Origin of the sequence: Chitinophaga filiformis (assembly GCF_021646545.1) — a bacterium.
GTDB lineage: Bacteria > Bacteroidota > Bacteroidia > Chitinophagales > Chitinophagaceae > Chitinophaga > Chitinophaga filiformis_A.
In genome coordinates this window covers 131,323-144,635 of sequence record NZ_JAKIRP010000005.1, presented here as the reverse complement: position 1 = coordinate 144,635, position 13,313 = coordinate 131,323, and the positions used below count along the sequence as shown (strand labels likewise).

The 13,313-nt window shown below is 45.9% G+C and carries 12 protein-coding genes; 5 read left to right on the top strand and 7 right to left on the bottom strand.

The window, feature by feature from the left end:
- Nucleotides 1–84: 84 nt before the first annotated feature.
- Together gyrA and L3C95_RS15160 are read left to right on the top strand one after the other, a co-directional pair.
- Nucleotides 85–2,673 (top strand): DNA gyrase subunit A, encoded by a 2,589-nt coding sequence (gene gyrA, locus L3C95_RS15165; protein WP_236388836.1) that lies wholly within the window; start codon nt 85–87, stop codon nt 2,671–2,673.
- 130 nt (nt 2,674–2,803) lie between these two features.
- A complete protein-coding gene (locus L3C95_RS15160) occupies nt 2,804–4,057 on the top strand; it encodes a tetratricopeptide repeat protein (protein WP_236388834.1) in 1,254 nt (417 codons plus the stop codon).
- Between the two features lie 78 nt (nt 4,058–4,135).
- Here L3C95_RS15160 and L3C95_RS15155 read toward each other — a convergent pair whose 3' ends face one another.
- From L3C95_RS15155 to L3C95_RS15140, 4 genes are all read right to left on the bottom strand, one after another.
- Nucleotides 4,136–4,489 (bottom strand): anti-sigma factor family protein, encoded by a 354-nt coding sequence (locus L3C95_RS15155; RefSeq protein WP_236388832.1) that lies wholly within the window; start codon nt 4,487–4,489, stop codon nt 4,136–4,138.
- Between the two features lie 57 nt (nt 4,490–4,546).
- A complete protein-coding gene (locus tag L3C95_RS15150) occupies nt 4,547–5,113 on the bottom strand; it encodes an RNA polymerase sigma factor (RefSeq protein WP_236388830.1) in 567 nt (188 codons plus the stop codon).
- A 242-nt stretch (nt 5,114–5,355) separates the two neighbouring features.
- Nucleotides 5,356–6,465, bottom strand: coding sequence for a tetratricopeptide repeat protein (locus L3C95_RS15145; RefSeq protein ID WP_236388828.1), 1,110 nt, complete (start codon nt 6,463–6,465; stop codon nt 5,356–5,358).
- Nucleotides 6,458–7,030, bottom strand: coding sequence for an RNA polymerase sigma factor (locus L3C95_RS15140; protein WP_236388826.1), 573 nt, complete (start codon nt 7,028–7,030; stop codon nt 6,458–6,460). Before L3C95_RS15140 ends, L3C95_RS15145 begins: the two co-directional genes overlap by 8 nt.
- Before the next feature lie 80 nt (nt 7,031–7,110).
- Here L3C95_RS15140 and L3C95_RS15135 point away from each other — a divergent pair, with 80 nt between their 5' ends.
- Nucleotides 7,111–7,884 (top strand): C40 family peptidase, encoded by a 774-nt coding sequence (locus L3C95_RS15135; protein ID WP_236388825.1) that lies wholly within the window; start codon nt 7,111–7,113, stop codon nt 7,882–7,884.
- A gap of 184 nt (nt 7,885–8,068) precedes the next feature.
- Here the strand turns inward: L3C95_RS15135 and L3C95_RS15130 are convergent, their stop codons facing one another.
- The 3 genes from L3C95_RS15130 to L3C95_RS15120 all read right to left on the bottom strand — a co-directional run bounded on the left by L3C95_RS15130 (nt 8,069) and on the right by L3C95_RS15120 (nt 10,484).
- Nucleotides 8,069–8,614, bottom strand: a complete 546-nt coding sequence (locus tag L3C95_RS15130) for an inorganic diphosphatase (protein WP_089839101.1) — start codon at nt 8,612–8,614, stop codon at nt 8,069–8,071.
- A 224-nt stretch (nt 8,615–8,838) separates the two neighbouring features.
- Complete coding sequence (locus tag L3C95_RS15125; RefSeq protein WP_236388824.1) at nt 8,839–9,306, bottom strand: DUF4878 domain-containing protein; 468 nt, start codon at nt 9,304–9,306, stop codon at nt 8,839–8,841.
- 218 nt (nt 9,307–9,524) lie between these two features.
- A complete protein-coding gene (locus L3C95_RS15120; RefSeq protein WP_110054445.1) occupies nt 9,525–10,484 on the bottom strand; it encodes a PhoH family protein in 960 nt (319 codons plus the stop codon).
- Between the two features lie 184 nt (nt 10,485–10,668).
- Between L3C95_RS15120 and L3C95_RS15115 the strand changes: the two genes are divergently transcribed.
- Nucleotides 10,669–10,818, top strand: coding sequence for a hypothetical protein (locus L3C95_RS15115; RefSeq protein ID WP_236388823.1), 150 nt, complete (start codon nt 10,669–10,671; stop codon nt 10,816–10,818).
- Nucleotides 10,819–11,092: 274 nt separating this feature from the next.
- Nucleotides 11,093–13,306, top strand: coding sequence for a sensor histidine kinase (locus L3C95_RS15110; RefSeq protein ID WP_236388822.1), 2,214 nt, complete (start codon nt 11,093–11,095; stop codon nt 13,304–13,306).
- Nucleotides 13,307–13,313 lie beyond the last annotated feature (7 nt).

Here is a 13,313-nt window from a genome sequence, read left to right as displayed (position 1 = left end):
AAAAAGGCCGGAATACGGCTTAAAATGGCTATATTTGCGTCTATTTATTTTTTTAGGAAATAAATTGTAAATCAACAATATACAATGTCAGAAAATACGGAAAATCAGCAAGACGGGAAGATCATCCAGATCAACATTGAGGAGCAGATGAAAACGGCCTACATAGACTACTCTATGTCGGTTATCGTTGGTCGTGCTCTTCCGGATGTTCGGGACGGTTTAAAACCGGTACACCGCCGCGTGTTGTTTGGTATGAATGAGTTAGGTAACAACAGCAACAAGCCTTACAAGAAGTCGGCCCGTATTGTAGGGGAGGTAATGGGTAAATTCCACCCGCATGGTGACTCCTCCATCTATGATACCATTGTACGTATGGCCCAGCCATGGAGCCTACGTTACATGCTGGTGGACGGTCAGGGTAACTTCGGATCTGTGGATGGGGATATGCCGGCAGCAATGCGTTATACGGAGATCCGTCTGCAGCGTATGGCAGAGGCGATGCTGGAAGACATCGACAAAGAAACAGTGGATTTCTCCCTGAACTTTGACGATACCCTGGAAGAACCTACTGTATTGCCTACACGTATTCCAAACCTGCTGATCAACGGTGCATCAGGTATTGCGGTAGGTATGGCTACCAACATCATGCCGCACAACCTGACAGAGGTAGTGGACGGTCTGATCGCTTACATCGACAACCGTGATATTACGATTGAAGAGCTGGTGAAACATGTGAAGGCGCCTGACTTTCCGACCGGAGGTATCATCTACGGTTATGAAGGTGTGAAACAGGGTTTTGAGACCGGCCGCGGAAGGGTAGTAGTGCGTGGTAAGATCAACGTAGAAACCTCCAAGGCAGGCCGTGAGCGCCTGGTGATCTATGAACTGCCTTACCAGATCAATAAGGCGGCACTGCACCAGAAGATCGCGCAGCTGGCTGACGATAAAATAATTGAAGGTATTTCCGAAGCGCGTGACGAGAGTGACCGTGACGGTATGCGCCTGGTGATCGATCTGAAACGTGAAGCTATCGCTAACGTGGTGATCAACCAGCTGTATAAATATTCAGAACTGCAGACCTCTTACGGTATCAATAACGTGGCCCTGGTGAAAGGCCGTCCGCGTGTACTGAACCTGAAGGAAATGCTGGCAGAATTCGTTGACTTCCGTCATGAAGTAGTAGTACGCAGAACACGTTTTGAGCTGCGTAAAGCAGAAGAAAAAGCGCATATCTTGCAGGGTTACCTGATAGCGCTGGATCACCTGGACGAAGTGATTGCCCTGATCCGTGCATCCCGTACGCCGGATGAAGCAAAAGACGGTTTGATGAGCCGCTTCGAACTGAGTGAAATTCAGTCTAAAGCAATACTGGAACTGCGTTTACAACGTCTGACCGGTATGGAGCGCGACAAGATCAAGGAAGAATACGACGAAGTAATGAAACTGATAGCTTACCTGAAGGATGTATTATCCGACGAAGGACTGCGTTTCAAGATCATCAAGGATGAACTGGAAGATGTGAGGAAACGTTTCGGTGACGAGCGTAAAACAGAGATCCAGTACCTGGCCAGCGAAATGCGTATGGAAGATATCATCGCAGAGGAAGATGTGGTGATCACTATCTCCCATCTGGGCTATATCAAACGTACTTCTGCATATGACTACCGCCAGCAGAAACGTGGTGGCCGTGGTGCACTGGGTGGCAAGACCCGTGAAGAGGACTATATCGAACACCTGTTCGTGGCCTCTACCCACCATACCATGTTGTTCTTCACAGAGAAAGGCCGTTGTTACTGGCTGAAGGTGTACGAGATCCCTGAGGGAGAGAAGAGCGGCAAGGGACGCGCTATCCAGAACCTGATCAACCTGCCTACTGACGACAAGATCAGAGCCATTATAGATATTAAGGACCTCGGTGATAAAGATTTTATCAGCTCTCATTATATTGTGCTGTGTACATCAAACGGTATCATCAAAAAGACCCTGCTGGAAGAGTTCTCCCGCCCCCGTCAGAATGGTGTGAACGCTATTACTGTCAACGAAGGTGACCAATTACTGGAAGCTAAGCTGACCAACGGTAACAGCGAGATCATGATGGCAATCAAGAGCGGCCGTGCTATCCGTTTCCCTGAAAATACCGTACGTGACACAGGTCGTGGAGCGATTGGTGTAAGGGGTATTGAGGTGGATAACGACAAAGATGAAGTGGTTGGTATGATTTGTGTAAATAAGGAGGATGCCACCCGTACTGTATTGGTGGTTTCTGAGAAAGGATTCGGCAAACGTACTGATATTGAGGAATATAGAATTACCAACCGCGGTGGTAAGGGGGTTAAGACAATCAATATCACCGAAAAAACAGGTAGCCTGATCGCGATCCTTGACGTAACAGAGAAAGATGACCTGATGATAACCTGTAAGTCCGGTATTACCATCCGTATGGCGGTAGCTGACATCCGCGAGGCAGGCAGGGCCACACAGGGGGTTCGTCTGATCAGACTGGACGATACCGATGAAATAGCAGCTGTAGCACGTCTGGACGAACAGGAAGAAGAAAAGCTCGATAACGAAGGTATGGAAGGAGAAGGAAGCGAACAGCTCCGGGACGACAGCTCAGAAGATCCGGGAACAGCGACAGCTGAGGCTTCGGAAGATGAAACGCCTGCAGAATAATTATAAGAAACCGCAAAATATTTGTGCGAACTAATAATGGTTAACCTGCGGCAGATTGTATTTATTATGGTTGAAACAGGCATTAAAATCTAAGGCCATACTCATAGAAAACAAAAAAATATTGAGCAACATGAAAAAATTACTGGTATCATTGGTCTTTTGCAGTGCAGGATTGGTTGCCGTGGCGCAACGTGCGAAGGTAAACAGCGCAGAAGATGCCCTCACTAAAAAAGACTATGATAAAGCGAAAGCTGATATTCAGGCAGCACTGGAAAATGAAAAAACCAAGGACGACGCTAAAACCTGGTATGTAAAGGGTAAGATCTACGAAGCAACTGCTACTGAGAAGAAAGATTCCAAAGAAGCACTGGAAGCATTCGAGGCTTACAAGAAAGCCCTGGATATCAATGCAAAATTACCTGAAGCCCTGCTGGAAATGAACCAGCGTATGTTTAACCTGTATGCTACCATCGGCAACGCAGGTTATGCTAACCTGAATGATCAGAAATGGGATTCTGCATATTTACATTTCAGAGACGCTTTTACCATTGCTGACTTCTATAATGGTAAGAACTTAGGTGGTTCTATTCCTGCAGATACTTCTATGACCTTCTACGCTGGTTACGCTGCTAACCAGGCTGGTAAGAAAGACGAGGCGCTGACCTATCTGAGAAAAGCTGCTGACCTGCATTTCAAGGCTGAACCAGCCCTGTATGTGCTCCTGGCGCAGACTTACGAAGAAAAAGGTGATAATGCCAACTGGCTGAAAACCATCGAAGAAGGTAAAGCAACCTTCCCTAAAGACAAGCGTTTTAACGATATGGAGATGATGTACTACTCCAAAACCGGTAAAACTGCTGAATTACTGGGTATGCTGGAAAAGAAAATGGCGGAAAATCCAAACGATTTCCAGACAGTACTGGACTATGGTATCCGCGTAGATAACCTGGCAAACCCTCGTAGCGAAAACGGTCAGGATGCTGCAAAACCAGCTAACTATGATGAGCTGATGAACAAGGCAGAAGGAGCTTACAAAAAAGCGATCGAACTGAAAGCTGATGATGCAACTGCGAACTTCCAGTTGGGCGCATTGTACTTCAACCGTGCAGTAGGCTTCAACAAAGAGCTGAACGCAATGGACAGCAAATCTCTGAACACGCCTAAAGCAAAAGAACTGCAGACGAAAGTAACTGGTCTGATGGATCAGGCGCTGCCTTTCTTCGAGAAAGCAGATGAAAACTTCACTGCTAAAGCTGCGAGCCTGGAGCCAAGCGACAAACAGACTTACGAAAGCTGTCTGTATGCACTGCAGAAGATCTATGCTATCAAGAACGAGACTGCGAAAGTGGAAGCTGTGAAGAAAAAGCTGGAAGGTCTGAAATAGTATTATTGATACATTTTTCATAAAAAAAAAGTCCCGGTTGTTTATACAGCCGGGACTTTTTTTATGTATGGACAGTCGTTATTTATGCGTCATGAAATGGTATGTCCAGAAGGCGCCCAGTATAATAAAAAGTACCACGAGCACAATGATAGCCAGTTCAATAAAGTAGGATACCTGGTGCTTGCGGCGCTTGTTGGCGCGCAGCTTACGTAGCATCTGCCATTTCATCTGGCGTAGCCACACGGGTATCTTTTCCTTCTGCTCAAATGCAGATAATCCCTCCACAGCCTCACTGCACATCTCACAATCAGCCATATGAAGTTCCACTTCATGTTGCTCTTCGGCCGACAACCGGCCCTGCACATAATCCAGCAATTGCTGCTGTGTAGGACAGGCCGTTGTGGTGAAAATATCTTTATATTCTTCGTTCATAAAATCGTCAATAATTAAATTCGTGCATACTTACTGATGCGTTCATACAATACTTTGCTATCCCTGCGGACCCAATAACAGCTTCAGGTTACGCTTTCCATTCTGGATATAACTTTTTACCTGTAACAGGGTATAACCGGTCTGGCCGGCAATATCCTGGTAAGATAATTTCTGGAGATAAAATAATTTGACACAGGTACGCTGTTCAGGGTTTAACTGTTCCAGCGCATGTTGCATATTTTCCAGCAAGTTATCCTTTTCTACGAATCTGTTTTTATCTTCTTCCTGTTCTGCAGGATTGTTCATGTGTTTTTCACTGACTTCTTCCTGTCTTACCTGGTTTTTGTGCCTTAACTGCATCAGGCAATGGTTCCGGGCTACCTGGTAGATCCAGGCCCGGAAGAATTGTACCTTATGCTTGTTGATCTCAGCTAATACTTTCAGGAAGATCTGTTGTACACTATCTCTCGCATCCTCTTCATTTTTAAGGTATTTCATACACATACCCAATAAAAGGATCGCATACCTGTCAAACAGGATGCCTATCCAATCGCTGTTCTCATCGGTCCTGAACCGTTCCAGCAGCTCTTCATCTGTTAATTCCTGGCTATTCTTATAATTCACTGGATAAAGATAAAATACTTATAATATAAAGATGCGTGAGCCATAGAATTTCCATAAAAATAAAAGCAATTAATAAACAGGGAAAAAGCGGGGCCGTCTGATTGCCTGACGGCGAATGGTGTGGTGGAAATGTAGGGAATATGACGGCGCCTGGTAAGCGTGCGTGGTACTCCGTTTAATGGGGTACAGGAATGCTTTATGGATTTATCATCTGTCAATGGGAAAGGACAGGGGAACACAAATCAGAGATTATCCAACGCTGCCTGTGCTTTGTCTTTCATGCTGCCGTTCATGCGTACCACTTCCTTGAACATACGACGGGCTTTGCCAGTCTGGCCCTTACTGCGGTAGCAGACAGCCAGCTGATAGCGCGACAGTTCACCGTACTTGCCGGAGCTTTCAGAAAGGTGTTTATAGCGGGAAATAGCCTCGTTTAAGTCACCCTGCTGGTGATATACCATTGCGGCCTTATAGAGGAATTCATCCGTACTTGTGGGCTCTGCAGCGGGCTTCTTTTCGGGGGCATCCTCTTTTTCTTTCTTTGGAGGCGCCTTAGGCTCCGGTTTATCTTCTGTTTTCTTCACTACGGTTGGAGTATCCTTATGTTCGGGTACAGCAGCTTTTTCCTTTGGTGGCTCTTTCACTTCTGTTGGTTTAGGCGCAGCAAGCAGGTGCTTTCGGGCGCTATCTCTGATGCTATCCTTGACAGCAGCAGCGGCTGCCGGTGGTTTGACAACTGCCTTTACGGAGTCCTTCACGACAGGTTTAGGAGTGAGAGGAGGGGCCGCAGCTGTTGGTGGCGCCGGCAATGGTGTAGTGGCTGTAACCGGTTCGGCTGGTTTTCGGCTCACTTCATTTTCTGTCCGTACGGGCGTAACAATGGCTGCCTGCACAGGGGGCGTTCCTGACTGCGCCGCCGGCATGTCTGTATTGCCAGCAATAGCCTTGGATACAGGTGTTTTGAATTTACTCTGCTGTTGTACCAGGTAAACACCGCCTGCACCAATAGCGATAGCTGCGACTATCCAGAAATAGATCAGAAAGCTTTCCTTTTTTTGTTCCTGGCGCTGGTAGCGTTCCACCTTATGCACCTGTGATATCCGCTTAATACTGTTGCGGATAAATTGTTGCATGCTTGTAGCGAGCGGTTGGTATTTTTCCCTGTACTGGGGTTGCTGGAGTACCTGTAATGCATCGAAACAGAGATCGCAATCAACGAGATGCTGTTCCACCAGATGTTTCTCAACATCGGTGAGACGGCCATCGAGGTAACGGGGAAGCTGATCCCTGTTCAGACAGCGGATGTTACTGAAGATCTTCAGTAGTTTTTCGTTGTTTTCCAAGTTACTCATAGGTTTCATTCATCAATAAGGAAGCCATTTTTTGTTTTGCCTGTTGTAGAATCTGCCTCGTTTTCTCAATGGTGTACTTTTTAGTGGCTGCCAGTTCTGTAAAAGTCTTATTGTTCAGGTAAAATTCTCTCAGAAAATATTTTTCCTCCGCGGGCAGTTTACCAAGCGCTTCTTCCATTGCAGCTGCAAGCAGTTGCTGTTCTTTGAGGTTGGTGGCTACCTTTTCTACTTTGTTTTCCATCTGTTGCTGTTCCCTTGATTCCGTACTGGGAAAAAATGGATTATTCTTTTCTGTCTGAGCTTGTTGTGCCCTGATAGTATGGTGTATCCATTCATTGGCTTTCGGGATCGTTTGGGTTTTAAGACTGGCGCTGAGGCGCTGCAGCAGCCTGGGATAAACTTCATCGGGTGCAGTTCCGGGACCATTGTTGAGGTAAGGGAGGCAAACAGCAACCATGAGGTGGCTGTATCTTTCCATGAGTACACCTTCTGCTTCCTGGTCCTTGAGTTTTCTTGCCCGGGAAATCAATTCTTTATCTGATAAATTAGTTAGCTGCTGTAGCATAGTGTTACCTATATTTACATATTAAAGACAAAAATGTTCATTTTGTTGTCTTTGACATATAATTATTTTAGACAATTAATATGCCATACGCGATTACTGTTGTACCGGTGATGCCATTACGGGCAGAACCATCTCACAAAAGTGAAATTATCTCACAAGCCTTGTGGGGTGAATGCAGTGAAATTATTATTACGGGAAATGATGGTTGGGTGAAAGTAAAATGCCAGTTTGACGGGTATGAAGGATGGGCTACTTTTAATCATCTGGAAATCATTGATGAGCAATTGTTCAACGCTCCTTATACCCATTATACGACTGGTTGGGTGAACAAGGTGCTGCTGAATGGCAAGCCTATGTATGTGCCTTTCGGATGCACGGTAAAGGCTGGAACAGAGCCTGTTACAAACTGGGGAAAGGCGGCGGTACAATTTGAGGAAAAGCTGGCGGCAACAGGCAAAGCGGATACTGTAGATACAGCTGCACTGACAGATGCGGCCTTCCTCTACCTGAATACAGCATACCTCTGGGGAGGCAAGTCTGTGTTTGGAGTGGATTGTTCCGGTTTTACGCAGACGGTATATAAGACATTGGGTATTGATCTGTTGAGGGATGCTTACCAGCAGGCTACACAGGGCGAGACGGTCGATTTTCTGCAGGAAGCGCGTCTGGGCGACCTGGCGTTCTTCGATAATGCAGAGGGGCGTATTACGCACGTGGGCATATTGCTGAACGATCATGAGATCATTCATTCATCAGGAAAGGTGCGGGTAGACCCGATTGACAACCAGGGAATTACTAATACTGATACGGGTGTAAGAACGCACAAGTTGCGCATTATTAAAAGATTCTTCTGACAAGGAAAGACGGCCTGTGTGACGGACGCTTTTAGTTATCCGGGCTCAGAACGGTGGGTAGGAGAAACTGATAAGACAAAATAGATAATTAAAGAAAATCCCATAGCAATAGTGACCGCAAAGGTACTGTAGCTATGGGATATTTTTTTGAAGACTGGCAGCGGCTAAGCTACCAGTCATTGAATTATTTGTCGCCGAAGGTCTTGTTATAGAACTCGATGCTTTCCAGTATAATGCGTTCAGCTACTGCTTTGTTCTGGAACTCAGACACTTTTACTGTTTTGTGCTCCAGTCTCTTATATTCTTCAAAGAAGTGACGGATCTCAGCAGTGAAGTGAGGAGGCAGTTCTGTGATATCGTTGATGTGTGCAACGCTCATATCGTTAGCAGCTACAGCAATGATCTTGTCGTCAGCCTCGCCGTTGTCGATCATCTGCATTACACCGATCACTTTGGCTTCCATGATACACATAGGAACAACGTCTACCTGGGAGAGGATGAGGATATCCAGTGGGTCATGGTCATCACAGTAGGTCTTTGGAATAAAACCGTAGTTAGCCGGGTAGTATACGGAAGAGTACAGTACCCTGTCGAGCTTGAGCAGACCACTTTCTTTGTCCAGCTCATATTTGGCGCGACAGCCTTTAGGAATTTCAATAATAGCATTCACTATTTTAGGCGCTTCAGATCCTGTGCTGACACTATGCCAGGGATTGTTCGTCGTCATCATCAAACTTGTTTTTTCGTTTATTAGTATTTTGGTGTGCCTGCATTTATTCCGCATTGCAAAGATATAACAGCGCAAAGTCGTTTTTCGGGACCTTGACAACTGTCTTACCGTATGCTAATGTGGAATTTAGAATAAAAGTTTGCTGGCGCGTCGCAAAAATAAGGAACTCAACTGTAATTTCGTAATAGACACAAAATTATACAGATTCGAGTAATCGTAATATTTTATTTAACCGGGAGTGGAGACATAGAATCCTGAGGCGGCATATTGGTAGAATCCAATGGTGCGCTTGCCGGCGGCAGATAGTTTGGAATAATACTTTCGAAAGTGAGAGATATTTTCCAGCGGCCGTTTTCCTTAACCAGTTGTAGTCTTTCCTTTTGTTGTGAAGAAGAATTCAGGACAGTTACTGTTGCCTTGTCGCCGTTTTCTTCTGTCTCAATTACCTTGATACCGGCTTTTTTGATCTTATCCCGTTCTGAATCATTACGGCGGGCATCAAAAAACGAGTAAAGCTGTATTACCTGTTGCGATTCCTTGGTTGCGTAATCCCTTGCCAGGTCAAAGTTCGATTCCTGTATTGCATGCATAAAATTCAATGCCACTTCCTGTGGGGAAGCACGCTTTTTGCAACTGCTAAGTACAGTACCGAATAATATTGCCAAGGTGAGGATACGCAGATAACTGGTCATGCAAAAATGTTCTATTATAATACAGTTAACAAAAATAGGAGGAAAGTGGAAAATTACAAAAAGCAGCCAGGCAGCGCGTTGTAAAATTTAAAGTTCCAGACCTGTTTTTGAAAATTGTTGGTTTCCCTGTTGTAAACCGGTATAGGCAAGGAATACTTTTAACAGTTTACTTTTAAAGCCGTGAACATACTTAAAACACTGTTAAGGAATTGTTAATGTTAATGCTCCTCCCTTTCCTTTGCTGCATCATATGCGCGTATGATGGCTTTTACCAGTCTATGTCTTACTACATCCTCTTCATCCAGTTGCAGGTAGCCGATACCATCCACATGACGGAGGATACGGGTGGCCTTTTCCAATCCTGATTTCTGATTCTTAGGGAGGTCGATCTGCGTCAGGTCTCCTGTAATAATGGCTTTCGCTGACGAACCGATACGTGTCAGGAACATTTTCAGCTGGAGGTCTGTTGCATTCTGTGCCTCATCAAGGATGATAAATGCATTATCGAGCGTACGTCCGCGCATATACGCCAGGGGAGCGATCTCAATAACACGGTTGGTCATGAAATAGCTGAGCTTATCGGCAGGGATCATATCGTCGAGTGCGTCGTACAGCGGGCGCAGGTATGGGTCGATCTTTTCCTTCAGGTCGCCGGGCAGGAAACCCAGGTTTTCACCTGCTTCCACAGCAGGACGTGTCAGTATGATCTTTCTGACCGCTTTGTTTTTCAGCGCTCTCACCGCCAGTGCTACAGCAGTGTAAGTCTTACCGGTACCGGCAGGTCCTATGGCGAAGATGATATCGTTTTTGTCGGCCAGGGCTACCATTTTCTTCTGGTTGGCTGTTCTGGCTTTTACGTTGCGTCCGTTAGGACCGAAGACCAGAATCTCGTTAGAATTACGGTCTTTGAAGTTGTCCACTTTTTCCTCATCGCCCAGGATCTGTTCGAAATAATTTTCGCTGAGGTTGCCGTTACGCTCGAGGTAGGAAATGATTTGTCCGATTTTTTCCTGTGCAGTAGCTACTTCTTCCGGAGCGCCGGAGAGTTTGAGCTGGGTACCGCGGGAGAGGATCTTTAACAGCGGAAATTTTTTCTTCAGCAGATCAAGTTTTCCATTGTTAACTCCGAAGAACTCGATAGGGTTAATACTATCTAAGCTGATAATTGATTCTGTCAAGTGATATTTTATTTTAGATCGTTTGAGGTGTCCTGGTGTAAGATGTTAAAGCAATTTACCTTAAACAGCTTACATTAAGAAACCTATAGTTTATAACCTTGTTTTTTGAAGGCGTTCCATCTTTCTGCTATGGCAGATATGCCAGCCACCTTCCAATGGTACTCCTAAAACTGGCAGAGAAAATATGAGCAGAAACCACGCCAGGAAGAGCAGCCGCTATACCAGGAGCGGCAATAACCACGCCAAAGCGTTTTTCCTGTGCGGTGTTCTGAGTTCCCTGTCAGGATTGCGGTATGCTGTCGCTGCCATCATTTCAATACCATGGGAACCGTAAAAAAATGAGTGATTTCTGCGTTACCGGTTTTCTCATTGCTCTACGGGAACAAGTACTTTCATTGCTAAATATGTTTATGGTTTGTGTCCTGTTACTGTATGCCAAAGATATCTATCCTTGAACATTTGCCGAAAAACTGAAATCCACATTGTGGAAAACGCAAAATTACGTGCTTATGGAATATAAATAGCTGTCGTCCTGTCAGATAGTTATAAAGAATAGTCTTTTTTAATCATATATTGAGTATTTTTAAAGGGATTATCGTTCGGGATCTATGATGAATGCCATAATGGGTAATGCGCTGTCGAAAGTTATACCAGCGATATTATTGGATCTGCACGGTTACCTCGTATATGTCAACCAGGGGGCAGCAGGATGGCTGGAGGTACCGGAGGGGGAATTTCATCCGGCAGGGGACATAAGTAGTCTGCATTTTAACGACGTCATAGGAAAAGGTACCGGTGTGAACTGGCCTATGCTGTGTCATCTCTATACAATGGGCAGAAATGCCTGTGTGGATATGTATTGCCATACCCGTCAGTGGGTCCGGTGGCAGCTTACTGCTGCGGGGGAATATTTCCTGCTGACAGGTATAGATATCACCAGCCGGCGTCCGCCGGGGGATAGTCATGCGCTTTTACGCTCTTTACCCTGCGGATTACAACAGTTTACTCCCGAGGGGATTCATTGCTGTGCCAACGAGCTGCAACAGGAGATATGGGAAGCGATAGATCCCTCCATGTCCAGGCCGGGATATAACCTGTTTGAGGAACCTGTCTTTCAGGAAACCGGTCTCTGCGAACTGTTTGAAGAGGTACTGCGTACCAAAGCATCCGCCAGGAAAGAAATGTTGCTGGGATATCGTGAACAGGAGACCAACGGCGTTGTACGGATATTGCCTTCGTATTATGAGGTCACTGTATTTGCTGTGACTGACGAACAGGGGGATATCACTACATTACAGCTGGCGATGAGAGACATCACCGAGAAACAACTGGCGTTCAGACGCCTGGAGAAAAGCTCCCGCCTGCTGGACCTGATCATAGAACATCTGCCTATAGGCTATATTCAATTTGATCATTTTGGGTTTATCCGCCGTATTAATCATACCCAACGTGAATTCTTCCAGTACGAATATGAAGAAGGAGAAGCTCCCTTTAACATCATGAGCGATCCTTTTTCCCGCTTGTATGGCCTGGACAAGCTCTTTAAGGATGTTATGACCGGGAATAAAGTGATCCGCGTGGAAAGGCAGCTGGACTTTTCCAAGGACAGTCGCTGGACAGCGCAGAGCCGTGAAGTATGGCTGGACCTGACCCTCTTCCCCCTGAAAGACCCGGTGGATAAGCAACAGATCGTTGCCGTACTGGTGAATGATATCACCGACAGGAAGCTGGAACAGCAGATGCGCAACCTGCTGCAGCGCAACACTGAACAGCTGCACCTCTTCTTTGACGCGGTAGATATGGGATATGCGACAATGGAAAAAGATGGTACCTTATCCTTCGCCAACCGTAAGGCGGAAGAGATGGCCGGCAGACAGATATTCCAGGGGGAGAACATTTTTGAGATCATGCCGGAACTGGGATATGCCACGCCGTTTAAAACCCGCTTTTCAGCTGCACTGGCAGGTACTACTTCTGCGTCTTTCAGTAGTTATTTTCCCCGCCGTTACAAATGGTATGAGTTCCTGATTACTCCCATGAGGGATGGTACTGTATCTGTCTTTATCCGTGATATAACGGATAGCCGCAACATGCAGAAAGACCTTTTCCGTGCTAACAAACAACTGAGTAAACTGAACAAAAGCCTCGTTAACCAGAATCAGCAACTGGAAGACTTTGCACATATTACTTCGCATAACCTGCGTGCACCCATTGCCAATCTCAGGGCACTGATGCAGATGCACAACGACTCGTCATTGCCACACGAAAAAGAGCAATACCTGTCCTTACTACAAGAAGTAATATTTAAGATCGATGAGACCTTGAACGACCTCGTAGATGTGGTACAGATCCGTAAGAATGTAGATATGGAGCGGGAGCCGCTGATCTTTTCCGAACGACTTCAATATGTGAAAGATGTGTTGTTTGCAGATATCGAAAAGAGCGGTATCCAGCTGACCACCAGCTTCGCAGCCCCGATGCTGGAATTTCCGCGCCTGTACCTCGACAGCATCCTGCAGAACCTCATCACCAACGCCATCCGTTACCGTACGCAGGAACGCCGGCCCTGTCTTCACTTCATGAGCTGGCAGGAGAACGGTCATACTATTCTCACAGCCGAAGATAACGGCCTGGGAATTGATATGGAACGCTTCGGACATAAACTGTTCGGTTTCCGGAAAACGTTTCACAAGAATAAGGACGCAAAAGGGATCGGCCTGTTCATCACCAAAACGCAGGTGGAGGCAATGGGTGGAAGCATCCGGGCGGAAAGTACACCGGGGCAGGGTACGAAATTTATTATTACCTTTAAAACAGAATAAATCCCTG